Below are 26,110 nucleotides of genomic sequence, written 5' to 3'. Positions count from 1 at the left end.
CTCAGGCCTCCTCGATGAAAACGGATGGATGTACCAGCGTGCGTGGCAGCAGCAGCGACAGCACGGCGATGACTTCGCGGGCCGACTTGGTGGCACCGCCGCCACCGGCCGGGCCGTTGGTATAAAGCGTCTCGACTTCGTTGCCGATGCGGATCGCCTCTTTCATGCTGGCCGTGCGGCCGGTCACGCGCAGGCGGACTTCCTGGGGCTCGGGTGCATGCGCCGACATCTGCTCACCGGCGATGGCATTGATGCCGATCAGGTCCATGCGCAGTTCTTCGGTCTGCGCGCCCGTGAGCGCCAGCCGCTCGCGTACGATCTCGCCGGCCAGTTGCGCACGCGCTCGCGCGCCAGGGCCGGCATAGGAGATCTGGCCTTCACCGATGAAGCTGTCGCGGTAACCCAGCGTGGTCTTGAGTGTCTGCGGTCGCGCACGCCCACGGCCGCCGGTGACGGCCACGCGGTCCGGCCCGACTTCTTCGATGCGGACTTGCGAGAAATCAGCAATCACGTCGGGCGTGATGTAGGCACCCGGATCATGGATCTCGTAGAGCAATTGCTCCTTGCAGGTGCGTGCCGTGACCTGGCCACCGGAACCCGCCACCTTGGTGATGACGGCACTGCCATCGGCCTTCACTTCGCCGATGGGGAAGCCCAGCCTTGCAAGACCGGCCACATCCTTCTTGCCGGGATCGGCAAAGTAGCCGCCGGTGATCTGTCCTGCGCATTCCAGCAGATGGCCGACGAGCGTGCCCTGGCCGAGCCGGTCCCAGTCATCGGCAGCCCAGCCGAACTCGTGCACCAGCGGCGCCAGCACCAGCGCCGGGTCGGCCACGCGCCCGGTGATGATGACCTGGGCGCCGCCCTGCAGCGCTTCCACGATGGGTGCGATGCCCAGATAGGCATTGGCCGAAATGAGGCGCGTACCGAGAGCAGCGACCGGCTGGCCATTGTCCTCGATACGCCATGCTCCCTGCTGCACGGCCTCCAGTACATCGTCGCCGACCACGGCGGCCACCTTCAGCCCAGCCAGTCCGGATGCGCGCGCGATCTCGCGCACCCGCTGCGCCGCAGCCAGCGGATTGGCCGCGCCCATGTTGGTGATGATGCGCACGCCCCGCGTGGCACAGGTCTTCAGGACCGCGTGCATGCGCTCTTCCAGCAGCGGGTCATAGCCTCTGGCCGGGTCGGCCAGTCGGGCCTGCTGGCCGATGGCGATGGTGCGTTCGGCCAGGCATTCGAAGATCAGGTAATCCAGCTGGCCATGCTCGGCCAGTTCGGCGGCCGGTTCGATGCGATCGCCCGAATAGCCGGCACCGGCGCCGATGCGCACGGTGCGCTGTGGATCGTGGGTCATGTACTTCTCCAGAACAGGGGGTTGCGCTTGCCCTTGCCCCCGCTCAGAACAGCGGGAACAATCCCAGCACCACGCAGGCGATGGTCATCACCACGGAAGCGCCGAAGAGGAAAGGGATGGTGTATTTCTGATGGTCTGCCAGTTCGATGCCGGCCAGGCCGCACACCAGGAAGGTGGCGGGCGTGAGCGGACTGACCGGGAAACCCGTGGTCATCTGGCCCAGCAACGCCGCCTGGGCGACCTGGATGGTCGGCACGCCCAGCATGTGACTGACCTCGGCGATCACCGGCAGCACACCGAAGTAGAAGGAATCCGGGTCGAACAGCAGCGACAGCGGCATCGACAACAACCCCAGGGCCACCGGGATATGGCTGGCCATCTCGGGCGGTACCAGGCCCACGGCCGTCTTGGCCATGGCCGAGAGCATGCCGGACTTGGTCATGATGCCGGTGAACACGCCCGCCGCAAACAGGATGCTGGCCATCAGCAGGGCAGCCTTGGCGTGGGCATCGATGCGCTCGCGCTGCATGGCCACGTCACGGTAGTTGATCATCAGGGCCAGCACCACGCCGATCATGAACATGACCACCGGATCGACCTTGCCGCTGATCATCACGCCCAGCACGAATACCGTCAGGACGATATTGGCCCAGAAATTCTGCGGGCGGCGGATCTTCAGTTGCGCTTCGCTCAGTTCATGCTGCTGCACGAAGCCCACGCTGGCTCCCTTGCCCAGCCCGAGACGGCGCTCCTCCTTCAGGCCCAGCAGATACGCGGCGATGAAGACGAAGGCCAGTCCGACCAGTTGGACCGGCACCAGAGGCGTGAAGATGTCCGATACCGGGATATGCAGTGCGGCCGAGGCACGGATCATCGGCCCGGTCCACGGCAGGAAATTCACGCCCGCGGCCAGCGAGGCCACGCAGGCCAGGATGCGCTTGTCGATGCCTAGCCGCGTGTACAGCGGCAGCATGGCGGGGATGGTGATGAGGAAGGTCACCGCACCCGATCCATCCAGGTGGATCAGCAAGGCCAGCAGTGCCGTACCGGGAACGATGCGGGTGGGGCGGCTACCCACGGTCTTGAGGATGCGGCTGATGATGGGGTCCAGCATGCCGGCATCGGTCACGATGCCGAAGAACAGGATGGCAAAGACGAACATTCCCGCCACCGGTGCAATGGCGGTGACGCCCTGAACGATGAACTTGGAAGTCTGCAAGCCGAAGCCGCCGATCAGGGCGGCCATGATGGGAATGGCGATCAGCGCCACCAGCGGCGACATCCTCTTGGTGAGGATGGCGGTGAACAAGGATACGATCGTGACAAAGCCGAGCAGGGCCAACATGCGTGTCTCCGTTTTTTGGTGTGATGTTCTTGTCGTGTCAGCACATCCGGCCCGGTGTGTCGTTTTGCTTTTCTGTTTCAGTCTCCGTACCGGATTCCGCACAGGGGGGGCGAGATGTGAGCAGGGCGAGTGTAGGTGGCGGCCGATTTTGTTGTAAAGTCGCTTTTTTCGATTGATTGACCGGATTTTCAGCATAATCCGGCGACCTCCATCTCATGCAAGCCAACCTTTCCACGCGCCTGCTGCAAGCCTTCCTGGCTCTGGCCGAGTGCCGGCACTTCGGTCATGCGGCCGAGCGCTGCCACCTCTCGCAGTCAGCCTTCAGCGCCATGATCCAGAAACTGGAGAGCGCCACCGGCGCGCGCCTGTTCGAGCGTGATACGCGCAACGTGAGCCTCACGCCCGAAGGTGAAGTCTTCGTCCAGGTGGCCCGCCAGCTGGTGGCGGACATGCAGGCGGCGCTGGCGGACATGAATGATTATGTCGCCCGGCGCAAGGGCAGGGTGGCCATTGCGGCCCTGCCGTCGTTGGCGGCGGGCTGGCTGCCGCCGGTGCTGGCGGCCTACCGGCAGCGCCATCCGGGTGTCACCGTGGAATTGTTCGATGCCATTTCGGACCAGTGCCTGGAGCTGCTGCGGCATGGCAAGGCCGACATCGCCCTGACCGCGCCGGGTCCCGATCTGCTGGAGTTCAGTACCCAGCCGTTGTGTGCCGATCCGTTCTATCTGGTGTGTCGCAAGGACCATCCGCTGGCCGGGACGCGACGCATCAAGGTGGCGCAACTGGCCGGTTGCGAGATGATCCACCTGGCGCGCTCGACCAGCGTACGCCAGCACCTGGAGGCGGTGCTGCGACCTGGTGGCGTGATCCACACCGGGCTGGAGGTAGAGCACCTGGCCACGCTGGCGGCCTTGATAGAAAGCGGGCTGGGCGTGAGCGTGGTGCCGGAGCTGACGCTGTTCCAGTTCCGTCTGCCCAACCTGGTCGCCATTGCCGTGGATGCGCCGGAGCTGGTGCGGCCACTGCTGATCGTCACGCCCAAGGAGCGCAGCCTGTCCATTGCCGCGCAAGGTCTGCTGGAGCTGGTCGAGGCCAAGGCGCGCGCCGAAGCGGGCAGTCCTGTGCGCAGGCGCCGGAACATCGCATAATGGCAGGCCCCGAGCTGCTCTGCTTGCCTGATATCCACCACGCCACTTTCATGCCCGCACACGCAGCCCTTCAATGGATCGTCGATGAAGACCGGCTCTTCACCGACATGGCCGATTCTCCTGACAATCCTTGTACCGCCTGCGGCGGTTGCTGCGCGCACTTTCGCGTGTCCTTCTACTGCGGCGAGCTCAGTGACGGGCTCGGTGGCATGGTGCCGGTGGAGCTGACCAGCAAGGTCAATGCCACGCTGGCCTGCATGAAGGGCACCGAGCACGTGGACTGATCCCTCAAGGGCTGATGGCTTGCTTGCACAATGCCGCCAGGGCATCACCCAGCGACTCCGGACGTCCTTCGAAGAGCCGGCGCAAGGCTTGCGGATCGGCCAGTTGCGCATACAGCGCACGGCGCGCCGGATAGTCCGTGGCCATGCGTACGGCGGCCAGGATGTAGTCATCCAGCGTGGCCGCGATGGTCCAGTCGGGCAGCCCGACGCGGCGGAACAGTCCTTCGTCGATATGTTCGAAGACTTCCGGCCCGGTCTTGCAGACGCCCGGCAGTCCGACCGTGAAGGCATCGATGATGCCGTTGGTATTGCCGAAGGGCAGGGGCGAGAGGAACATGTCGCACTGGTTGAAGATCGACAGGTACTGCTGGTAGGGCTGGTGCGCATAGACCTGCGCCGACGGAATGTAGCGCAGGATCAGGCGCTGCAGCTGCGGATAGAGCAGGCCCTGCGCCTGGCCCACCAGGAAATGCAGTCGCACCTGGCGCGCGGCCCCGCCCTCTGCCCGCGCGGACAATTCCACGATGCGCTGGCACGCCATCAGGAAGCGCGGATTGAGTTTCATGGTAGTGGCTGCAATGGCCACATTGACCACCGTCTGGTCGCGTCGGTCCATGCGCGGTACGGCAAAGGGGATGGCCGTGGGACGGTAGGGCTGGCCATCGGCGGGCAGGCGCAAGAGCTTTTCGCTGAAGCAGGCCGGGTCGCCGACGAAATCCTCTTCCACGCTGATGTAGTCGATGCGCGAGGAATGCGTCGTGGCCGGGTGGCCGAGCGCGGCCACCTGCAAGGGCGCTAGCCGCAGATTGGCCGCGAACATGGTGATGGGGAACATGCCCACGCTGGGCATGTAGAACACGCATGGTCGACGCGCCTGTGCAGTCTCGCGCACGGTGCGCAGACTGGACACCAGGTCGCCGGGCTGCTCCAGCGTGATGAATTCATCGAAGACGGCGCGACCCAGTTCGTCGGTATTGGCCGCGTAGCCCAGGGCAATCACGTGGAAATGGCGGCGTGCCGCCTCCAGCGTCTTGGAGTGGGTACGGTAGATCGAGTGTCCGCCGGAAAACCACTCCAGCAAGACCAGCATGACCGGCTTGCCATTGACGCGCCCGCCACCGTCCTGCGCCAGATCATGCAGGCCGTCGGCAGCGAGCTTGCCGAGCAGCAGCAGGTTGATGGCGCCCTTGATGCGATGGCGCTGCGGCAGGTCGGCGTAGCTGCAGTGCATGTAGACGTCATGCAGCACGGCAACCGGCAGCCCGTCCAGGGAATCCAGTTCATGCAGTCGTTCGGGCAGCCAGTGCAGCAGGGCCTCGCGCTTGGAATGCGCCGCCGGCGTACCGAGAAAGCGCGGCGACATCAATGCCAGGAACAGCGCGGCGGCCAGCGGTTTGTTCTGGACCCAGAGCGCTTCCACATCGAGCGGCAATTCCGATTCGGGGGAGTACAGCAGACAGAATTTCACCAGGTCCAGCGGCTTGACCTCGAATACCGCCGATTGCGGACCGCCGAAATTGAGCGAGCGCAGGATGTGATCGGCATTGATGAAGTGACTCGCCCCGAATAGCGCCGCCAGCCAGCGCTGGAACTGGATGAGCTGGCCGAAACCGTTGGGACTGAGGTGAAAGCCGGGATCCGACAGCAGTGCCGAGATGGCGCCGGTAAGGCGCGCCAGTGTGTGCTGTTCCAGTTCGGCCTGGGTCACCGCCGGCGAGACCTGCAAGGAAAACCTGCCGGCCAGTTGCCCGTACTGCCGATCGATCAGTTGCAGCAGGCGCACCAGTTCCTGTGCGGCGGGCTCCCGCTGGCGTGCGTAGCAGAGGTACTCGAATTTTTCCAGGGAGAAAATGTCGTCTTGGCTGGCCGTCATCGGGGGCTCATTCGGGTGGTCAGTGGCGCAGACGGCATTGTGCCGTCTTCGGCGCCGTGCCGCCAGCAAGATCGTCGCGGCCCGAGGACTGGCTCAATGCCGGGTGCGCGCCTGCACCATGGCCGACGGCGTCTGCCCGAACAGCTTCTTGTAGTCGCAGGAGAACTGGCTGAAGTTGGCGAAGCCCCAGGCGGCAGCGATGTCGCCGATGCTGCCGACGGCCTGGCTGCCATCGCCCGCGCACAGGGCGCGGCGCACCCCGTTCAGGCGCAGCGAGCGCAGATAGCTCATGGGGCTCATGCCCAGCACATCCTCGAAGCAGTATTGCAGCGTGCGGCGACTGACGTGGACGGCCTCGCACAGCATGGGGACGGTCACCGGACTGTCCTGATGCGCCATCGCGAACTCGCGCGCATCGTTGACGATACGGCGGCGGCGCAGAAAGCTGGCACCGGCTTGCGCCTCGATCTCGCCCTCGTCCAGCATGGCCAGCAAGGCTACCAGCACGGCTTCCTGGCGCAGTTGCAGGGCGGCATGGGCGTGGGCGCCGCTGGCCTGGCCCGCCAGGGCGAGCAGGGCAGCGATCTGCTGGCGGCAATCTTCCAGACCCTGATGCCCGACCTTGAGCAGTTCGGCCCGGTGCAGGCGGTTCCAGTCCGGCTGACAGCCCAGCCGTGCGGCACTCGATTGCAGGGCGTCGCGTTGTACCACGATGCCGTAGATTGCATGGGCATCCGGCGTGACCAGTTCGAATTCGCAGGCACCCGGACGGGTCATCACCACATCCTCACCCACCTGGCGGCCATTGATGCGCATGCCGCTGGTGCGCACCTCGATACCGAACCACAAGGCATCGGGCCATACCTGGCAGGACTGGCGCACGGCACGGCTGCTGGCCTCGCGGAAAATCTGCAGACCGCTGCTCTGCCACTCCTGCAGCACGCCTTCAAAGCGACCGCAGGTGATCTGGTCGTAGCGTTGTTCCCAGTCCGTCAGGTTGTGCGCATGCTCATCCACATCGCGCGCAACGGCGGTGCGCAATGCCCGCTGGCTGTGCGTGGCAGGTGTGTCAGGCTGGGACAGTGAGAGCGCGGACATGGGCAGACTCCTTGATCGACCGGCGGCTCGCAAGCCGCGCAGGTTTGCCGAATTTCGATAACGCCGCCGAAATCGCCGTTGCTATATTGGGTCGGCAGGGCAGCGTATTGCGCCAGATCAAGCAAGCGCCATGCCCGCCAGTCCTATCACAGGGGTCGCCACGCAGCGGCCCGTCCTTCGCGCCAACGGGAGAATCCGATGAATGCAAGCTCTTCAGGGCAGGGCCATACCCTCAAGCCCGTCCTGTCCACCCTGCAGCTCTGGGCCATTGCGGTCGGGCTGGTGATTTCCGGCGAATACTTTGGCTGGAGCTATGGCTGGGCCAGCGCCGGCACGCTGGGCTTCACGGTCACGGCCCTGTTCATTGCGGCCATGTATGCCACTTTCATCTTCAGCTTTACCGAACTGACTACTTCCATTCCCCATGCGGGTGGGCCGTTTGCCTACAGCAAGCGCGCCTTCGGGCCGGTGGGCGGCTACCTGGCGGGCGCGGCCACGCTCATCGAATTCGTCTTTGCGCCACCGGCCATCGCCCTGGCCATCGGCGCCTACCTCAATGTGCAGTTCCCCGATATCGATCCCAAGCTGGCGGCGCTGGGCGCGTATCTGGTGTTCATGACGCTCAATATCGTCGGGGTGCAGATTGCGGCCACCTTTGAGCTCTTCGTGACGCTGCTGGCGATCTTCGAATTGCTGGTCTTCATGGGGGTGGTGGCGCCAGGTTTCTCGCTGATCAATTTCACCAAGGGCGGCTGGTCGGGCAGTGACAGCTTCAGCCTGGCGGCGGTGCCGGGCATGTTCGCGGCGATTCCGTTTGCGATCTGGTTCTTCCTCGCCATCGAAGGCGTGGCCATGGCCGCCGAAGAAGCCAAGGACCCCAGGCGCTCCATTCCCATCGCCTACATCACCGGCATCCTCACGCTGGTGGTGCTGGCCATCGGCGTGATGCTCTTCGCTGGCGGGGCCGGCGACTGGACCAAGCTGGCCAATATCAATGATCCGCTGCCGCAGGCCATGAAACTGATCGTGGGCGGCAACAGCAACTGGTTGCACATGCTGGTGTGGCTGGGCCTGTTCGGGTTGGTGGCGTCGTTCCACGGCATCATTCTGGGCTACTCGCGCCAGATCTTTGCGCTGGCCCGCGAAGGCTATCTGCCTGCGTATTTCGCCCGGATCCATCCGCGCTTCAAGACGCCGCACCGCGCCATCCTGGCTGGCGGGGTGGTGGGCATCGCCGCCATCTACAGCGACGAGCTCATCAAGATCGGCGGCCAGACGCTCACCGCCAATATCGTCACCATGTCGGTGTTCGGTGCGATCCTGATGTACATCCTGTCGATGCTGTCGCTGTTGCGCCTGCGCCGCACCGAGCCTGGCCTGGAGCGGCCTTTCCGGGCGCCGCTGTATCCCTACTTCCCGGCCTTTGCATTGTTCGGTGCGCTGGTCTGCATGGCCACCATGATCTACTACAATCCGCTGATCTTCGGCATCTTCGTGGCGCTGATGGCACTGGGATATGTGTGCTACCTTGCATCGGCGCGTCATCGTTCGGGACGTGGCCTGCCGGCTTGAGGCGGGCGCATGTGACAGCGCGCTTTTTCAGGGAGCAACCGATCATGTCGACACCTCGTTTTCGCCACAGCGCGGGGAGCACCAGCTACGCATTTCGTGATCTGAAGGAGCTCATGGCCAAGGCCAGCCCGGCGCGCTCAGGCGACTTGCTGGCCGGTGTGGCCGCTGCCAGTGCCGAGGAGCGCGCCATCGCACAGATGGCGCTGGCCGAGCTGCCGCTGAAGACCTTCCTCCAGGAGCCGCTGATTCCCTACGAAGACGATGAGGTCACCCGCCTCATCCTCGACAGTCATGACCGCGCAGCGTTTGCAGCGATTGCCCACCTGACCGTGGGCGACCTGCGCAACTGGCTGCTGGCCGACGACACCGACAGCACCGTACTGGCAGCGGTCGCCCCCGGTGTCACACCGGAGATGGCGGCTGCCGTCTCCAAGATCATGCGCAATCAGGATCTGATCCTGGTGGCCAAGAAATGCCGTGTGGTCACGGCCTTTCGCAATACCATCGGCCTGCCCGGCCGCTTGTCCACGCGCCTGCAGCCCAATCACCCTACCGATGACGCCAGCGGCATTGCCGCCAGCATGCTCGATGGCCTGCTGTATGGCAACGGCGATGCGGTCATCGGCATCAATCCCGCCACGGACAACGTGCCGCAGGTGGTCAAGCTGGTCGGGATGATGGCCGAGGTGATCGCGCGCTACGAAATCCCCACGCAATCCTGCGTGCTGACCCACGTCACCAACACGATTGCAGCCATCGAGCGCGGCGCGCCGGTGGACCTGGTGTTCCAGTCGATTGCCGGGACCGAGGCAGCCAATCGCGGCTTCGGTATCGACCTGGCCATCCTGGCTGAGGCGCGTGCGGCGGCGCTGTCCCTGCAACGTGGCACCGTGGGTGACAACGTCATGTATTTCGAAACCGGTCAGGGCAGTGCGCTGTCGGCCAATGCCCATCATGGCGTCGATCAGCAGACCTGCGAAGCACGCGCCTATGCGGTGGCGCGGGCGTTCAAGCCGCTGCTGGTCAATACGGTAGTGGGTTTCATCGGGCCGGAATATCTTTATGACGGCAAGCAGATCATCCGTGCCGGACTGGAAGACCATTTCTGCGCCAAGCTGCTGGGCCTGCCCATGGGCTGCGATGTCTGCTACACCAACCACGCCGAGGCCGACCAGAACGACATGGATGTGCTCCTGACCCTGCTGGGCGTGGCAGGCTGCACCTTCATCATGGGCATTCCCGGTTCGGATGACATCATGCTCAACTACCAGACCACTTCCTTCCACGATGCCTTGTATGCCAGGCGGGTACTGGGTTCGCGGCCGGCTCCCGAATTCGAGGCGTGGCTGCAGCGGATGCAGATATTCAATGCGGGCGGCCAGGAGCAGGCATTCCGCCTGCATGCCGACATGCCGCCCGGTTTTCGCGATACCTTGCTGCGCCTTCAATGACCATGGACGACCACGAGCTTTCACCGCATGGTGCAGAAAACGTCAGCCCCGGTGCAGAAAACGTCACGGCCAATCCGTGGGAAGCCCTGCGCCGTTTTACCGCTGCACGCATCGCCCTGGGACGCAGTGGCGTCAGCCTGCCAACCGCGCCGCAGCTGGCTTTCCAGCTGGCCCATGCGCAGGCACGCGATGCCGTGCATCTGCCGCTGGACGTGGCTGGACTGAAGGATCAGTTGCAGCAACAAGGGATCTGCGCCGCCCAGGCTATCCCGGATGTACAGAGTGCGGCCGCCGATCGGCTGATGTACCTGCAGCGGCCGGACTTCGGGCGCAAGCTGTCGGAAAGTTCGCGCCAGCAGTTGCTTGAACGTTTCGGCACCGCGCCGCAACGGCGCTTCGATGTGGGCTTCGTCATCGCTGATGGCTTGTCGGCGCTGGCCATCGTACGCAATGCCGCCCCTTTCCTGGCCCAGGTAATGCAGCGCATCGCGTCCGAAGGATGGTCGATGGCGCCCCCGGTGATCGTGCAGCAGGGGCGGGTCGCGGTGGCTGACGAGATTGGTGAACTGCTGGGCGTGAAGCTGGTGGTGATCCTGATCGGCGAGCGACCGGGCTTGAGTTCGCCTGACAGCATGGGGCTCTATCTGACCTGGATGCCCTCGCGCGGGCTCACCGACGCCAGCCGCAACTGCATCTCCAATGTGCGGCCGGAAGGTCTGCCGTACGCCGAGGCGGCCTATAAGCTGCATTACCTGATGGCGCAGGCGCATGAGCGTGGCTTGTCGGGCGTGGCCTTGAAGGATGAGACGGCCAGTGCGGCAGAGGAACTGGATGTGCGGCGCAATTTCCTGCTGGGAGGCGATTGAGCCGGTAACTTCTGCTCGATACAGCGTTAACGGAAAAGGCCGCGAATCTGCATTCGCGGCCTTTTCGTTTTGCTGCCGGGGAGGTCGGATCATCCCTCCCGGCAACGATCAACGGCTTACAGCGATTCCAGCGCCTGGTTCAGCGTGGCGCTCGGACGCATCACGGCGAAGGTCTTTTCGCGATCCGGCAGGTAGTAGCCGCCGATGTCGACTTCCTTGCCCTGCACCGAGTTGAGCTCTTCGACGATCTTCTGCTCGTTCTCGGCCAGTGCCTTGGCCAGCGGTGCGAACTGCTTGGCCAGCTCGGCGTCGTCCTTCTGCGCGGCCAGTTCCTGGGCCCAGTACAGGGCCAGGTAGAAGTGGCTGCCACGGTTGTCCAGCTCACCGGTCTTGGGCGAGGGCGACTTGTTGTTGTCCAGCAGCTTGCCGGTGGCAGCATCCAGGGTCTTGGCCAGGATCTTGGCGCGGGCGTTGCCGGTCTTGATGCCGACGTCTTCGATGGACACCGCCAGGGCCAGGAATTCACCCAGCGAATCCCAGCGCAGGTGGTTTTCACCGACCAGCTGTTGCACGTGCTTGGGGGCCGAGCCGCCGGCACCGGTTTCGAACATGCCGCCACCGGCCATCAGCGGGACGATCGACAGCATCTTGGCCGAGGTGCCCAGTTCCATGATGGGGAACAGGTCGGTCAGGTAGTCGCGCAGGATGTTGCCGGTCACCGAGATGGTGTCCAGGCCGCGAATGACGCGTTCCAGGGTGTAACGCATGGCGCGCACTTGCGACATGATCTGGATGTCGGCACCGGTCAGGTCGTGATCCTTCAGGTAGGTGTTGACCTTCTTGATCAGTTCGGCTTCGTGCGGACGGTACGGATCCAGCCAGAACACGGCCGGCATGCCGGACAGGCGGGCGCGGGTCACGGCCAGCTTGACCCAGTCACGGACCGCTGCGTCCTTGACCTGGCACATGCGCCAGATGTCGCCTTCTTCCACGTTCTGCTCCAGCAGCACCTGGCCGTCCAGGGTGACGATGCGGGCCACGCCGGCCTGGGCGATTTCGAAGGTCTTGTCGTGCGAACCGTATTCTTCGGCCTTCTGGGCCATCAGGCCGACGTTGGGCACGGTACCCATGGTGGTCGGGTCGAAGGCGCCGTTGGTCTTGCAGAAGTTGATGATTTCCTGGTAGATGCGGGCGAAGGTCGATTCCGGCAGCAGAGCCTTGGTGTCTTCGGTCTTGCCGGCGGCGTTCCACATCTTGCCGCCTGCGCGGATCATGGCCGGCATGGAGGCGTCGACGATCACGTCGTTGGGGGCGTGCAGGTTGGTGATGCCCTTGGCGGAGTCCACCATGGCCAGGCGCGGGCGCTTGGCTTCATCGGCCTTCAGGTCGGCCAGCACTTCGGCCTTCTTGTCTTCGGGCAGGGTGTTGATCTTTTCGTAGACACCGGACATGCCGTTGTTCGGGTTCACGCCGATCTCGGCGAACAGCTTGGCGTGCTTGGTGAAGGTGTCCTTGTAGTAGGTGCGCACGGCGTGGCCGAAGACGATCGGGTGCGAGACCTTCATCATGGTGGCCTTGACGTGCACCGACAGCAGCAGGTCGGTGTCGAAGGCGTCCTGCATCTGCTCTTCGTAGTAGGCACAGAGGGCCTGCTTGCTCATGAACATGCTGTCGATGATTTCACCGGCTTGCAGCGAGATCTTCGGCTTCAGGACGATGGTTTCGCCGGACTTGGTGACCAGGTCCATCTTGACGTCCACGGCCTTGTCCAGGGTCAGGCTCTTTTCGCCGGCGTAGAAGTCGCCGCCGTGCATGTGCGCCACGTGGGTACGCGAGGCCATGGACCACTTGGCCATCGAGTGCGGGTGCTTGCGGGCGTAGTTCTTGACGGCGTTGGGCGCGCGGCGATCCGAGTTGCCTTCGCGCAGGACCGGGTTGACGGCGCTGCCGGTGACCTTGGCGTAACGCTTTTGCAGGGCCTTTTCTTCTTCGGTGGTCGGGTTTTCCGGGTAGTCCGGCAGCTTGTAGCCGCGCGATTGCAGTTCGCGGATGGCGGCTTGCAGTTGCAGGATCGAGGCGCTGATGTTGGGCAGCTTGATGATGTTGGCTTCCGGGCTCTGGGTCAGTGCGCCCAGTGCGGCCAGGTTGTCGGGGACTTTCTGCTCATCGGTGAGGTACTCGGGGAATTCAGCCAGGATACGCGCAGCCACCGAAATATCGCTTTCGACGACGTCGATGCCGGCCGCGGCGGTGAACTTCTTGACGATGGGCAAGAGCGAGTGGGTCGCCAGATAGGGTGCCTCGTCGGTCAGCGTATAGATGATGGTCGGGTTGCCAGTAGTCACGATGATGTCCTTGCGTTGGTGTGTTGATGTGCTTTGGTGCGATCCCCGCAGCGCCGGATGGTCCGCCCTGACTCTGTCGGCCTGGGCTGGCGCCACCTCCTTGTCGGCTGTGCTGCGCGGAAATTCGTCTCCCGGGGCGGCATGGCTGGCGTACTGCTGCCAGAGAGCCGCGGCAAAAAACAGCGGTAGTTTACTCCTAAGCGGGGCGAAATGCTTCAACTCTTATATAAGACTTGAAGAAATTTTTGCTTTTGACTCGATTCCTTCTCTGCTTTTATTCATCTCCCCCTGGCTCTGCTATTGTCATGCGTTCACTTTTTTCTATCGTCCGGCAATTTGCCGTACAATGCCAATCAAGGAGGAATTCATGATGCCTGCCGTTTCAACTGCGCGGCTTGAAGCCCGAATCAGTCCCGAATTGCAGCAATTGCTCAAGCGCGCCGCCGAGATCGAAGGGCGGACGTTGACGGATTTCGTTGTCGCGGCGGTCCAGGACGCGGCGCAACGAGCCATTGAGCAGGCAGAAGTGATCCGCTTGTCGCTGGAAGACCAGCAGCGCTTCGCCGATGCTCTTCTGTCGCCGCCGCCACCGTCGGCCGCATTGCGACGCGCCATGGTGCGTCATGACAAACTGCTGCGCAGCGAAGAATGACGCGCCCGCCGTTTCTGGTGACGGCGCTCGATATCGCATCTCACGACCGTAGTCGCTTTGAATCCGGTTCGCCTGCATTGAATCGCTACCTGCGCGAACAGGTGACGCAGGATATTCGCCGCCGTGTCGCTGCATGCTTCGTGGCGGTGGACGATGAGCAGCGCGTGGCAGGCTTCTACACGCTGGCCAGTGCCAGCGTTCCGCTGGCGGGACTGTCTGACGCGCTGCGCCGCAAGTTGCCGCGCTATGGCGCCATCCCTGCCATCCGTCTGGGACGCCTGGCAGTGGACCGTGAATTCAAAGGTCGCGGCCTCGGGGGCGCCTTGTTGGTCAATGCCTTGTATCGCGCCATCGCCGCCGAGATACCGGGCGCAGTCATGGTAGTTGATGCCAAAGACGCACAGGCAGCGGCCTTCTACCGGCATCATGGTTTCGTCGCCTTTCAGGATGCGCCGCTGACACTGTTCCTGCCGTTGACATCGGTCCGCCAAGTGTGAGTCCGTGTTTCTGCATCACCATAAAAAAGGGCCGCAACGCTGCGGCCCATCCCAATAGCTAGTACAAGAATCAGTCTCAGGCCGTCACCGCCTGCGGTGCCGCCTTGTTGCGGTACAGGATCAGGGTCGCAATCAGCCCGCACACGGCGGCTGCACTCATCCAGATGCCCGGGGCGGCCTTGTCGCCGGTGGCCTGGATCAGACCCGTCGCAATGGCCGGGGTGAACCCGCCGAAGACGGCGGTGGCCAGGCTGTAGGCCAGCGAGAATCCTGCGGTGCGCACGTCGGCCGGCATCACTTCGGTCAGCGCCACCACCATCGCACCGTTGTAGCTGGCGTACAGGAAGGACAGCCACAGTTCGACCATCAGCATCTTGGCAAAGCTGGCGTCATGGACCAGCCAGTTCACGGCCGGGTAGGCGGTCAGGATGGTCAGGACGGTAAAGGTCACCAGGATGGGGCGACGGCCGATACGATCCGACAGCGCGCCCATGATGGGCAGCCAGATGAAGTTGGACAGACCCACGCACAAGGTCACGATCAGGCTGGACTCGGTGGACAGCATCAGGACCTTCTTGCCGAAGGTCGGGGTGTAGACCGTGATCAGGTAGAACGACACGGTCGTCATCGACACCAGCATCATGCCGGCGATCACCAGCTTCCAGTTCTCGATCATGGAGCGGAAGATCTGGCCGGTGCTGGGGCGGTGCTTGCGGCGCATGAACTCTTCGGTCTCCTGCAGCGAGCGGCGGATCACGAACAGCACCGGCACGATCAGGCAGCCGATGAAGAAGGGAACGCGCCAGCCCCAGTCACCGACCTGGGCCGGCGTGAGCGTGGTCGAGAGCAGGTAGCCGATGCCGGCCGCCACGATGATGGCCACCTGCTGGCTGCCCGACTGCCAGCTCACATAGAAGCCCTTGTTGCCGGGCGTGGCCATTTCGGCCAGGTAGACCGACACGCCGCCCAGTTCCACGCCGGCCGAGAAGCCTTGCAGCAGGCGGCCGATGAGCACCAGCATGGGGGCCAGCGCGCCGATGGTGGCGTAGGACGGGACAAAGGCGATGAGCATGGTGCCCAGCGCCATCAGGGCCAGGGTCACGATCAGGCCCTGGCGGCGGCCGACACGGTCCACATAGGCGCCCAGGATGATGGCGCCCAGCGGACGCATCAGGAAGCCGGCGCCGAAGGTCATGAAGGTCAGCATCAGCGAGGCAAAATCGTTGCCGCTGGGGAAGAAGGCCCTGGAGATATGCGTCGCGTAAAATCCGAACAGGAAGAAATCGAACATTTCCATGAAATTGCCGCTGGTCACGCGCAGCACCGTGGAAAACTTCGAGGGTGAAGAAGTGGATGTCGTCATGAGATGTGCCTCGTTATCTGTTGGGCGGACCGTGTTGATTCCGGTCTTGCGCCTGTCTCGTACTGCCCTGCGGCAGCCTGTGTCAGGATCTTTTTTAGTGGGAACAGCTATTGCGCCGGGGATTCTATGCCTGAAAGCGGCCCGTAGGACCGGCTTGCTGCACTGCGTATGCAAATATCGGTTTTTTCGATAGCTGGATGAAAGCTTCAGGCGCCATTTCTCTCACAAAACGCCCTGGGCAGGACAAACTGCGCTGCATCAAGGTGATGTCCGCCGGACTATGGTGCAATGCGGCAAAGCGCCATGATCCCGAACCCGGCTCGCACAGTACATCCATGAAAGGTCCCCATGAAAACCGCCGTCTACAGCGCCCGCCGTTACGACCAGACCCTGCTCTCAAGCGCCAATGCCGCCTGTGGTGCCGGACATGAACTGATCTTCCTGCAGGATCGTCTGGACAGCACGACTGCACAACTGGCCAGTGGCTGCGAGGCCGTGGCGGCCTTCGTCAATGACGACCTGGGGGCCGCCGTGCTGGAGCGGCTGGCCGGGCTGGGCGTGCGTTTCATCACCACGCGTTCTACCGGCTTCAATCACATCGATACCCAGGCGGCCCGTCGGCTGGGCATCACTGTGGCGCGGGTAGCGGATTACTCGCCGTATTCGGTGGCCGAGTTTGCCGTGGGCCTGCTGCTGGCAGTCAATCGCAAGATCGCACGTGCCAGCCTGCGTACGCGGGAAGGCAATTTCGAGCTGGAAGGCTTGATGGGCTTCGACCTGCACGGCAAGACCGTGGGGGTGATCGGGACCGGCAAGATCGGCGCGCTGTTCGCCCGCATCATGGCCGGTTTCGGCTGCACCGTGCTGGGCAGCGACCTGCATCACAATCCGGACTTCGAGGCGCCGGGCGGGCGTTACGTGAGCCGCGATGAACTCTTCGCCGCCAGTGACGTGATCTCGCTGCATTGCCCCCTCACCGAATCGACCCGCTACCTGGTCAATGCCGACAGCCTGGCGCTTGCCAAGCCCGGCTGCATCCTGGTTAATACCAGCCGCGGCGCCCTGGTGGATACGGAAGCTGCCATTGCTGCCTTGAAGAGCGGCCGCTTGCGCGGCTTGGCTATCGATGTCTATGAGCAGGAAGCCAGCCTGTTCTTCCAGGACCTGTCCTCGACCATCATTACCGACGACGTCATCCAGCGGCTGGTGTCCTTTCCCAACGTGATCGTCACCGGCCACCAGGCCTTCTTCACCGAAGAAGCCATCGGCCAGATCATGCAGACCACGATCGACAACCTCAGCGGTTTTGCCGCCGGGACCGACCTGGGTGAGCGGCGGGTGGCCTGATCAGGCGCTTGGGTGGTGGGGGTCGAAGAGCGTCCCCAACTGGTCACCGATGCGGGGACGCAAGTACGCGTACACGCGCCGGATGATGTGCTCGGCGTCATCGGCACCATAGGTCTGCGTCAATTGCCGCTGCATGTCGAAATGCAGGTAGAGCAGGCCGCGCAGGCTCTGGAAGGCGGTCGGATGATACTGGCCGCATACCTGTTCATTGTTGTCCAGCACCCGGTTGAGCACGCCGGGATCGAACAGGCGCACCTGGCAGATGACGGCGCAGCGGACGATTTCCATGTCCAGCGCTTCCAGTTCCTGGGTCAGTTCATCGGGGGTATGGCGCTCGGCGCTCAGCTTTTCGCTCATGACTGTCTTTCGGCGGAAGAGGGGGAGCGCCCAGCATAGCATTTGCTGCATCGCGGAAAACATGTCGAAGATCAATCCTGGTGGGATTGGCCTGGGCTGCCCCTGTCAATTCTGCAAATGACTTCACTTGCCGCAGAGGGAGGATACTGTCGCCCGGAGTCCGGCGGGGGCACATGCCGCCCCCGCTCCATTGGCCGCCGGTCTGGCGTGCCAGGGTCATTCCAGCGCTGCCGCCGGTCCGAAAAATTCATATCGGCTCTGCGCCGCCGGTACGCCCAGCGCGCCCAGTGCAGCCTTGATGGCCTTCATGAACGGCTTGGGACCGACGAAGTAGGCATCCACATCGCGCGTGGCCGGCAGCCATTGCTGCAGCAGCGCGGCATCGATGAAGCCGGTGGCATACGGTGCCGGGTCGCCCGCCCGTGCCCGCTCATAGCAGAAATGCGCCCGCAACTGCGGATGCCGCGCGGCCAGCTCTTCCACCTGGCGGCGGAAGGCATGCACGCCGCCGTGGCGCGCCGCGTGGATGAAATGCACCGGACGACCAGTCGGCAGGGCCGCTGTCAGCATGGTCATCATCGGCGTAACGCCCACGCCGCCGCTGATGAGCACCAGTGGCTTGTCACTGGCGCTGAGCGTGAAGTCGCCGGCGGGCGGGAACAGTTCCACCACCGACCCCACATGGATCTGGTCATGCAGCTGGCGCGAGACCTTGCCTTCGGGTTCGCGCTTGACGCTGATCCGGTACTGCAGCGGCTGGCCGTGCTGACGCAGCGGTGCCGACAGCGAATACTGGCGTCGCTGCTCCAGTCCGTCGACCACCATGCGCAGGCCGATGTACTGGCCCGGCTCGAAGTCCATCAGCGCACCACCATCCTGCGGCACGAAGTAGAAGGAGGTGATCTCCTCGCTCTCGGCCACCTTGCGCGTGACGACGAAATTGCGCGCCCCGCGCCAGCCACCGGGTGCGACCGCCTTGGCATCGTATTGCTGGCGTTCGGCGCCGATCAGAATGTCGGCCAACTGGCCATAGGCGGCGGCCCAGGCGTCGATGACGGCATCGGTGGCGATTTCCGCACCCAGCACTTCGCGGATGGCGCGCAGCAGGCAGTCGCCCACCATCGGGTAGTGCTCCGGCAGCACCTGCACGGCCACATGCTTGTTGATGATCTGCGCGGCCAGTGGGCCCAGTTCCTCCAGGCGGTCGATGTGGCGGGCGTACATCAGCACGCCGTTGGCCAGCGCCCGCGGCTGGTCGCCGCTGGCCTGGTGCGCACGGTTGAATAGCGGGTGGACCTGCGGATAGTCGCGCATGAGCATCTTGTAGAAATGCGTGGTCAGCGCCTCGCCCCCCGATTCGAGCAGGGGAACGGTGGATTTGACGATGGCGAGTTGGGCATCGGTAAGCATGCTGAACCTTTCAGGAGAGTGGGGAAGGGGCCGGAATAGCCGGTTCCCTCTCCTTGTTACAAGACGCGTGCCACCGCATGAATCCAATGAAATCAATGACTTGCTGATTGATGAGGTAGTAATGACCTGTGTCATAATGACTTTTTATTCTTTCGCTGGTAGTCGATATGACCTCAAAAGTGCTGCTGGACGCCTTGTTGCCCCTGGTGGCCGACCTCTCGCGCCAGATCGATGATCGTGAGCGCTATCGCCGCCTGCTGCAGACCTTGCGCACGCTCTTTCCCTGCGATGCGGCTGCGCTGCTGCGGCTGGAGGGTGAGATGCTGGTGCCGCTGGCCATCGACGGACTGGCCAGTGACACGCTGGGACGACGTTTCCGCATTGCCGACCATCCGCGCTTCGGCGTCTTGCTGGCCAATGCCGCGCCGACACGCTTTCCTGCCGATTCGACTCTGCCGGACCCTTACGATGGCCTGGTCGACGGCTTGAACGATGCCCATTCGGGCGCGCTGGAAGTGCATGACTGCATGGGGTGCGCGCTGTCCGTCAATGGTCGCCCCTGGGGCCTGGTCACGCTCGATGCGCTGGGGGCGGGCCGTTTCGACCAGGTGGACATGGCCTCGCTGCAAGCCTTTGCGGCACTGGCGGCGGCGACAGTCAACGTGGCCGAACGCATCGACGATCTGGCGCAAGCCGGGGAGCAGGCACGCCAGCGCGCCGAAGCCTACCGGCTGGGGCTGGAGGAGAGCCAGGGCAAGCGCGAACTGATCGGACAGAGTCCCGCCCGGAAGCAACTGCTGGACGAGATCCGCATGGCCGCGCCCAGCGACATGACCGTGCTGGTCAGCGGTGAGACCGGCACCGGCAAGGAGCTGGTGGCGCACGCCCTGCATGCCGCTTCGCCGCGCGCCCACAAGCCCATGATCAGCCTGAACTGTGCCGCCTTGCCCGACACCCTGGTGGAGAGCGAATTGTTCGGCCACGTGCGCGGCGCCTTTTCCGGCGCGGTGGCGGATCGACGGGGCAAGTTCGAGATGGCCGATGGCGGCACCTTGTTCCTGGATGAAGTCGGGGAACTGCCGCTGGCGGTGCAGGCCAAGCTGTTGCGGGTGCTGCAAAGCGGGCAGTTGCAGCGGGTGGGCTCGGACCGCGAACACCGCGTGGATGTTCGGCTGATCGCGGCCACCAATCGCGATCTGGCCGAGGAGGTCAAACGCGGCCATTTCCGGGCTGATTTCTATCATCGTCTTTCGGTCTTCCCGATTCGCGTACCGCCCTTGCGCGAGCGCGGACGTGACGTGCTGCTGCTGGCGGGCTATTTCCTGGAACAGAACCGGGCGCGCCTGGGCCTGGCCAGCCTGCGCCTGTCCGCCGACGCCCAGCGCGCCTTGCTGGAGTACCCCTGGCCCGGCAACATCCGCGAACTGGAGCACCTGATTGGCCGCAGCGCCCTGCGCGCCCTGGCCGCGCAAGCGCGGCGGCCGAACATCCTCACGCTGGAGGCGACCTCGCTCGAACTGGATCAGGCGCGCACGGCAGCGCCGCCGCAGCAAAGCGCGTCGGAGCAGGATGATCCGGGTCCTCCGGCGCCGAACCTGCGGTCCGCGGTGGAGCGCTTCGAGCGCAAGCTGGTGGCCGACAGCCTGCAGCGCCATGGCGGCAACCTGGCCGCCAGCGCGCGCGAACTGGGCCTGGACCGGGCCAACCTGAACCGCCTGGCCAGGCGCCTGGGCCTGCGCTAGCCGTGGGACGGCGGTTTCCGGGCGATATGAAGAAAAAGAAAAGAAAACGGCCGGAATCCTTCAGGGCCGGGACCCTTCCTGATTCCGGCCGCAATGGCCATGAAGCTTCGTGTCAAAAACCGCGAAGCCCGGGACGACATCAGAGCTACGACATCAGACCTGTTGGTGCTCCACGTCCAGTTCTGCCAGCTGGCCGCGAATGCGGATGGCCGTCAGGTTGCGGGCCGCTGCGGCATCGTCGTTGACGTGCTGCAGGTCTTCGGGCGGGGCGCTGACGACCTTCACGGGTGCACTTGCAGGGTCGGTGCCGGTAATGCCGGGGTTGAGTTGCGACATGATGATCTCCAAGGGATGAAAATCTCGTGCAGGCCCGCCGGTGGCAATGCAGGGCGGGCGGGACTGCCCTACGCGATATCAGGGATATGAACGTTTTGGCAATCCGAATGATGCAATATTAGCCGTTTTGGTTGCGCTGCAACAGGTAGTGAGCGGCTTAAATTTTTGTAGGAAGACGCGCAATGTTGAAGCCTGACAATCCTCGTGGGTCGACGCCTGAGTCCGGGGCCGGGCGGTCGCTGCCACGGATGAGGGATACAGGGGCGCAATGACGACGGGCTGCACATAGCGAGGTTCAATTTGCGCCTCCGTCCCCGGCTCACTAACATGAAGCTTCCTTGCACCTGACGTAAGCAATGAGGGTTCGGGACGCACTTCCTGCTTGCCGTCTTGGTGGTGCTCGCTGCGAAATAATTTAAATGATTTAAATGAGTTAAATGGTTTAAATCGTTTAGATAGTTTGGATGCTTCAAAGCCTTCATGCCGCCCGAATCATTGCGCCGTTTCACCAGCTCATCTGGCAACGCAGTGCCAATGCAGCGTTGCCAGCTCTTCCGTGATCGACCACCGCAAGCCGCCAGCAAGATACCGGCGCAGCGCGTCAACGCAGGCGCGCATGAGGGATTTTTCGCCGCGCTGCAACAGTAGGATTCATCCTACGCCATCTCAGGCCGCTGTCCGATAGTGAGCGGATCTGCCGATCCGTATAACGTCAATCATCGGCGCTCAACAGACTGTCCAGTCCAACATCAACAAGAAGGACATGTTTTCGCCCCGGCCACCGGATCAAGCCACGGCCGGGACGACAAACCATGCGATGCGACGAGCCAAGGGTGCTTTCCATCTCAGGTGCTTTCACACATTAGGGGTCCATCTTGCAAGCTCGAGTTCTGTTAGTCAGCTCAGAGGCCGTACCGCTCGTCAAGACCGGCGGCCTGGCCGACGTGATGACGGCGCTGGCCGTATCGCTGCGCAAAGTCGGTATCGATGCCAGCATCCTCATGCCCGCCTATCCGGAGGCGGTGCGCAACCTTGGCGACACGGTACAGATCGGTTTGAAGCACGGTCTGCCCGGTGGCGCCGGCCGCCTCTTGCGCGGCACCGTCCCCGGCACCGAGGTGCCGGCGCTGTTGCTGGATACGGCGCGTTTTCGCCAGCGTGGCGCCAATCCCTACGTCGATAGTGATGGCGTCGAGTTCAGCGACAACGCCCTGTGCTTCGCCGATCTGTCGCATGCGGCCGTGGCCATCTGCGCCGGCGAAACCAGTCTGCCGGTGCCGCACGTGGTGCATGCCAACGACTGGCATGCCGGCCTGATTCCCTGCCTGCTCAAGCTGCGCGGACTGGATCACATCGGCACCATGCTGACCATCCACAATCTCGCCTTCCAGGGCAATTTTGCGCTGGAATCGGCCGAGCAGATCGGCATCCCCCAGCATCTCCTGACCGGCGACGGCGTCGAATACTGGGGCAAGCTGTCCTTCCTCAAGGCCGGCATCCGTTTCTCGGACTGCGTCTCCACCGTCAGCAAGAACTACGCCGAAGAGATCATGACCCCGCGCTTCGGCTGCGGCATGGACGGCATCCTGTCCTTCCGCAAGCTGGACCTGCGCGCCATCCCCAATGCCATCGATGCCGCGCTGTGGAATCCCGCCGATGATCCGCTCATTGCCCGCAACTTCAGCATCGGCAACATGAAGGGCAAGGCCGCCTGCAAGCGCGACCTGCAAAAGCTCTTCGGCCTGCCGGTTGATCCCTTCGCCCCGGTGATGGGTCTGGGCTCGCGGATCTCGCACCAGAAGATGGCCGATGTGGTGATCGAGGCACTGCCCGGCATCATGGCGCGCCATCCGCGCCTGCAGGTGGTGATCCTGGGGTGTGGCGACCATGATTACGAAGCGGCCTTCCTCGATCTGGCCGAGCACTATCGCGGTCGCATCGCCGTGCATATCGGCTATGACGAGCGCCGGGCCCACGCCCTGCACGCCGGCAGCGACATGCTGCTGCACCCGACCCGTTTCGAGCCTTTCGGCCTCACGCCCCTGTATGCGATGCGTTACGGCGCCATCCCCATCGGCTCGCGTGTGGGCGGGCTGGTCGATACCGTCCGCGATGCCGACCTCGACCCGCAGCGCGCCACCGGCGTGCTCTTCGAAGGCGAGACCGCAGCCGACATGCAGCATGCCGTGGCACGTGCCTTCGCCCTTTACGGTGACACGGAGCGCTGGCAGAGCGTGCAGCGCAATGCCATGAGCATCGACTGCGACTGGGCCGGACCCACCCGCGCCTACCTCGATGCCTATGCCCACGTGGCCGACATGGCGGTGCGTCCGCTGTTCGCTCCACGTCCGCTGGCCGTCGAACGGCCCGCCGCACAGGCCCATGCACAGCATGAGCGCGCGGTCAGCCCGGCTGCCGCCATCGCTGCGGCACTGGCGGGGGCGGTGGGCGTACCGGTGTCAGTGGCCGCTGCCTGAGCGACGCTTGCGGGGCCTGCTGAGCTCTGGGCCCTGGCGACATTCCGATCTGATCCTCACCCGGTCCACGTGGGCCGGGCAGGGGAAGTGTTTGCCGGCGCGCCGCTCCAACGCGCCGGTTTTTGATTCCGTTTTTTTGCGTTATTTCGATCAACCCGATAACAACAACAGGAGTGTGCATGTCCGGCATGTCTGTCACGGCGTACAGGGCTTCCACGGAGTCCATGGAAGATGTTTCCGACGCCAGCTCGGCGCAACCGTCTTCGCCCTCTCATTGCACCGGTTTCCCGGAGCAAACTGCCTTGTCCCTTTCCTTTGAAGAACAGGGCCTGCTTCAGGCCCTGCTGGCAGGGCGTCTGGCGCAGCCCTTCAGCCTGCTGGGCCCGCGCTACGGGCGCCAGCCCGGCGGCGTGTCGTCCCTTCGCGCCTTCCACCCCGGTGCCGCCGCAGTGCGGGTGCGCTGCCGCCACAGTGGGGTGTTGCTGGGCGAGTTGCAGCAACTCCAGCTGCACGGGCAAGCCAGCGGTTTCTTCAGCGGCGTGGTCACCGGGCTGGACCAGCGGCGCCATGCAGTGCCTTATACGCTGGAGGTAGACTGGCCGATCCCCGACGGCAGCCGCAGCGTGCAAGCGACCGAGGATCCTTATGCCTTCGGCCTGCTGCTTGGTGAGCTCGACCTGCACCTGCTGCAGGAGGGGCGGCATCGTCAGCTGGCCGATTGCCTGGGTGCGCGCCCGATGGAGATCGATGGCGTACCCGGTACCCGCTTTGCGGTATGGGCCCCCAATGCCGAGCGCGTCTCGGTGGTGGGCGACTTCAACCAGTGGGATGGCCGCCGCCATGTCATGCGCCTGCGCCACGAGCCGGGCGTGTGGGAGCTGTTCATTCCGCGCATCGGTCCCGGCGACGTCTACAAGTACGAGATCGTCGGGCGCGACGGCGTGTTGCTGCCGCTCAAGGCCGATCCGGTGGCGCGCGCGACCGAAGCCCCGCCGGCCACTGCCTCGGTGGTGGCCGACGCTCGTCCGTATCTCTGGCAGGACCAGCAGTGGATGGCCGAGCGTGCGCAGCGCCAGTCGCGCTCGGCGCCGATGTCCATCTACGAGCTCCATCCCGCTTCCTGGCGCCGCGTGCCGGAACAGGCCCATCGCAACCTGAGCTGGGATGAGCTGGCCGATCAGCTGATCCCCTATGTGCTGGAGATGGGCTTTACCCATATCGAACTCATGCCGGTGATGGAGCATCCCTTCGGCGGCTCCTGGGGCTACCAACCCATCAGCATGTTTGCGCCCAGCGCGCGCTTCGGCAAACCGGAGCGCTTCGCCGCCTTCGTCGACCGTTGCCACCAGGCCGGCATCGGCGTGCTGCTGGACTGGGTGCCGGCGCATTTCCCGAGTGACCAGCATGGGCTGGCGCAATTCGACGGCACCGCGCTCTACGAGCACGCCGATCCGCGCGAGGGCTTCCACCAGGATTGGAACACGCTGATCTTCAATCTCGGCCGCAATGAAGTGCGCGGCTTCCTGATCGCCAGCGCCCTGGAGTGGATTGAGCATTTCCACGTCGACGGTCTGCGTGTGGATGCGGTGGCCTCGATGCTCTATCGCGATTACAGCCGCAAGTCCGGCCAGTGGGTGCCCAACGTTCACGGCGGCCGCGAGAACCTGGAGGCCGTGGCCTTCCTGCGCGAGCTCAATACCGTGGTGGCGCAGCGCTGCCCCGGTGTGCTGATGATCGCCGAAGAATCCACCTCCTGGCCCGGCGTGACCGCCGAGGTCCAGGACCAGGCCGATCATCACGGCCTGGGCTTCAGCTACAAGTGGAACATGGGCTGGATGAACGACACCCTGCGCTACATGGAACATGACCCGCTGTTCCGGCGTTATCACCATCACGACATGACATTCGGTCTGCTGTATGGATTCTCCGAAAACTTCATCTTGCCGATATCGCACGATGAGGTGGTCCACGGCAAGCGCGCGCTGTTGAACAAGATGCCGGGCGATGAATGGCGCCGCTTTGCCAACGTGCGCGCCTATTTCGGCTTCATGTGGAGCCATCCCGGCAAGAAGCTGCTGTTCATGGGCAGCGAGTTCGGCCAGCCCGATGAGTTCGACCATGACAAGTCGCCCTACTGGCATCTGCTGGATGAACACGGCGGCCATCCTGCCGGGCACCGCCAGTTGCGCCAGCTGGTCAGCGATCTCAATCATCTCTATCGCAGCGAACCGGCCCTGCACCAGCGCGACTGTCGCGCCGATGGCTTCTCGTGGGCGGTGGGCGACGACAGTGTCAACAGCGTGCTGGCGTATTTCCGCTATGCCGATGAAGGTCCGCCGGTGCTCATCGTGGTCAACCTGACGCCGGTGCCGCGCACCCGCTACCGCATCGGCGTGCCGCCCGCTGCACCCGGCCGCAACGGGGTCTGGCGCGAAGTGCTCAACACCGATGCCGCCGTCTATGGCGGCAGCAACAGCGGCAACCTGGGCCAGGTACAAGTGCAGGACGTCGGCTGGCATGGCCACCCGACTTCCATCGAGCTGAACCTGCCTCCGCTGTCCACCCTGATCCTGCGCAGAGAGTCCTGATA

General features: G+C 63.9%; 20 protein-coding genes. 11 read left to right on the top strand and 9 right to left on the bottom strand.

Translation table 11 applies throughout. The features are described from left to right. Position 1 precedes the first annotated feature (1 nt). The gene (locus ACODSZ_RS02750; RefSeq protein ID WP_488926999.1) at positions 2-1,357 is read right to left on the bottom strand and encodes an acyclic terpene utilization AtuA family protein; all 1,356 of its coding nucleotides are present in this window, start codon (positions 1,355-1,357) and stop codon (positions 2-4) included. A gap of 43 nt (positions 1,358-1,400) precedes the next feature. Continuing rightward, the gene (locus ACODSZ_RS02745; RefSeq protein WP_008329279.1) at positions 1,401-2,702 is read right to left on the bottom strand and encodes a CitMHS family transporter; all 1,302 of its coding nucleotides are present in this window, start codon (positions 2,700-2,702) and stop codon (positions 1,401-1,403) included. A 215-nt stretch (positions 2,703-2,917) separates the two neighbouring features. Between ACODSZ_RS02745 and ACODSZ_RS02740 the strand changes: the two genes are divergently transcribed. Next, positions 2,918-3,850: a LysR family transcriptional regulator gene (locus tag ACODSZ_RS02740; RefSeq protein ID WP_488926998.1), complete on the top strand. Its 933-nt coding sequence runs from the start codon at positions 2,918-2,920 to the stop codon at positions 3,848-3,850. A gap of 50 nt (positions 3,851-3,900) precedes the next feature. After that, positions 3,901-4,134: a YkgJ family cysteine cluster protein gene (locus ACODSZ_RS02735; RefSeq protein WP_488926997.1), complete on the top strand. Its 234-nt coding sequence runs from the start codon at positions 3,901-3,903 to the stop codon at positions 4,132-4,134. A gap of 4 nt (positions 4,135-4,138) precedes the next feature. Here the strand turns inward: ACODSZ_RS02735 and ACODSZ_RS02730 are convergent, their stop codons facing one another. Both ACODSZ_RS02730 and ACODSZ_RS02725 read right to left on the bottom strand, forming a co-directional pair. Continuing rightward, complete coding sequence (locus ACODSZ_RS02730) at positions 4,139-6,007, bottom strand: peptide transporter (protein WP_488926996.1); 1,869 nt, start codon at positions 6,005-6,007, stop codon at positions 4,139-4,141. A gap of 93 nt (positions 6,008-6,100) precedes the next feature. Next, positions 6,101-7,105, bottom strand: coding sequence for a helix-turn-helix domain-containing protein (locus ACODSZ_RS02725; protein WP_488926995.1), 1,005 nt, complete (start codon positions 7,103-7,105; stop codon positions 6,101-6,103). 198 nt (positions 7,106-7,303) lie between these two features. Here ACODSZ_RS02725 and eat point away from each other — a divergent pair, with 198 nt between their 5' ends. The 3 genes from eat to eutC are packed head-to-tail and all read left to right on the top strand — an operon-like array spanning position 7,304 to position 10,994. Beyond that, positions 7,304-8,677, top strand: coding sequence for an ethanolamine permease (eat, locus tag ACODSZ_RS02720; protein WP_488926994.1), 1,374 nt, complete (start codon positions 7,304-7,306; stop codon positions 8,675-8,677). A gap of 44 nt (positions 8,678-8,721) precedes the next feature. Beyond that, entirely contained in the window at positions 8,722-10,128 is a 1,407-nt protein-coding gene (locus ACODSZ_RS02715) for an ethanolamine ammonia-lyase subunit EutB (protein ID WP_175343474.1), read from the top strand. Then, a complete protein-coding gene (gene eutC, locus ACODSZ_RS02710) occupies positions 10,125-10,994 on the top strand; it encodes an ethanolamine ammonia-lyase subunit EutC (RefSeq protein WP_175343475.1) in 870 nt (289 codons plus the stop codon). The genes ACODSZ_RS02715 and eutC overlap by 4 nt, the downstream gene beginning before the upstream one ends. Before the next feature lie 116 nt (positions 10,995-11,110). Here the strand turns inward: eutC and ACODSZ_RS02705 are convergent, their stop codons facing one another. Beyond that, positions 11,111-13,339, bottom strand: coding sequence for an NADP-dependent isocitrate dehydrogenase (locus tag ACODSZ_RS02705; RefSeq protein ID WP_175343476.1), 2,229 nt, complete (start codon positions 13,337-13,339; stop codon positions 11,111-11,113). Positions 13,340-13,706: 367 nt separating this feature from the next. Between ACODSZ_RS02705 and ACODSZ_RS02700 the strand changes: the two genes are divergently transcribed. Together ACODSZ_RS02700 and ACODSZ_RS02695 are read left to right on the top strand one after the other, a co-directional pair. Further along, entirely contained in the window at positions 13,707-13,991 is a 285-nt protein-coding gene (locus tag ACODSZ_RS02700; protein WP_008329267.1) for a type II toxin-antitoxin system TacA family antitoxin, read from the top strand. Next, positions 13,988-14,488, top strand: a complete 501-nt coding sequence (locus ACODSZ_RS02695; RefSeq protein WP_488926993.1) for a GNAT family N-acetyltransferase — start codon at positions 13,988-13,990, stop codon at positions 14,486-14,488. The genes ACODSZ_RS02700 and ACODSZ_RS02695 overlap by 4 nt, the downstream gene beginning before the upstream one ends. Before the next feature lie 76 nt (positions 14,489-14,564). Here ACODSZ_RS02695 and ACODSZ_RS02690 read toward each other — a convergent pair whose 3' ends face one another. Next, positions 14,565-15,851 carry an MFS transporter gene (locus tag ACODSZ_RS02690; protein WP_008329259.1) on the bottom strand — a complete coding sequence of 429 codons (1,287 nt, stop codon included), beginning with the start codon at positions 15,849-15,851 and terminating at the stop codon, positions 14,565-14,567. A 348-nt stretch (positions 15,852-16,199) separates the two neighbouring features. Here ACODSZ_RS02690 and ACODSZ_RS02685 point away from each other — a divergent pair, with 348 nt between their 5' ends. Continuing rightward, positions 16,200-17,198 carry a 2-hydroxyacid dehydrogenase gene (locus ACODSZ_RS02685; RefSeq protein WP_175343478.1) on the top strand — a complete coding sequence of 333 codons (999 nt, stop codon included), beginning with the start codon at positions 16,200-16,202 and terminating at the stop codon, positions 17,196-17,198. Here ACODSZ_RS02685 and ACODSZ_RS02680 read toward each other — a convergent pair whose 3' ends face one another. Continuing rightward, positions 17,199-17,555 carry a hypothetical protein gene (locus ACODSZ_RS02680; protein WP_008329255.1) on the bottom strand — a complete coding sequence of 119 codons (357 nt, stop codon included), beginning with the start codon at positions 17,553-17,555 and terminating at the stop codon, positions 17,199-17,201. Positions 17,556-17,771: 216 nt separating this feature from the next. Beyond that, positions 17,772-18,965 carry an NO-inducible flavohemoprotein gene (gene hmpA, locus ACODSZ_RS02675; RefSeq protein ID WP_488926992.1) on the bottom strand — a complete coding sequence of 398 codons (1,194 nt, stop codon included), beginning with the start codon at positions 18,963-18,965 and terminating at the stop codon, positions 17,772-17,774. A gap of 167 nt (positions 18,966-19,132) precedes the next feature. On the opposite strand from hmpA, the gene norR reads away from it, so the two are divergent. Further along, complete coding sequence (norR, locus tag ACODSZ_RS02670) at positions 19,133-20,707, top strand: nitric oxide reductase transcriptional regulator NorR (RefSeq protein WP_488926991.1); 1,575 nt, start codon at positions 19,133-19,135, stop codon at positions 20,705-20,707. Positions 20,708-20,860: 153 nt separating this feature from the next. On the opposite strand, the gene ACODSZ_RS02665 is transcribed toward norR, so the two are convergent. Further along, positions 20,861-21,043: a hypothetical protein gene (locus ACODSZ_RS02665; RefSeq protein ID WP_175343480.1), complete on the bottom strand. Its 183-nt coding sequence runs from the start codon at positions 21,041-21,043 to the stop codon at positions 20,861-20,863. A gap of 875 nt (positions 21,044-21,918) precedes the next feature. Here ACODSZ_RS02665 and glgA point away from each other — a divergent pair. Then, positions 21,919-23,520, top strand: coding sequence for a glycogen synthase GlgA (gene glgA, locus ACODSZ_RS02660; RefSeq protein WP_241822497.1), 1,602 nt, complete (start codon positions 21,919-21,921; stop codon positions 23,518-23,520). Between the two features lie 224 nt (positions 23,521-23,744). Further along, positions 23,745-26,108, top strand: a complete 2,364-nt coding sequence (glgB, locus tag ACODSZ_RS02655) for a 1,4-alpha-glucan branching protein GlgB (protein ID WP_488926990.1) — start codon at positions 23,745-23,747, stop codon at positions 26,106-26,108. Positions 26,109-26,110: the final 2 nt, after the last annotated feature.

It is taken from the genome of Herbaspirillum sp. FG34, assembly GCF_057809315.1.
This window is presented reverse-complemented; position numbering and strand designations above follow the sequence as displayed.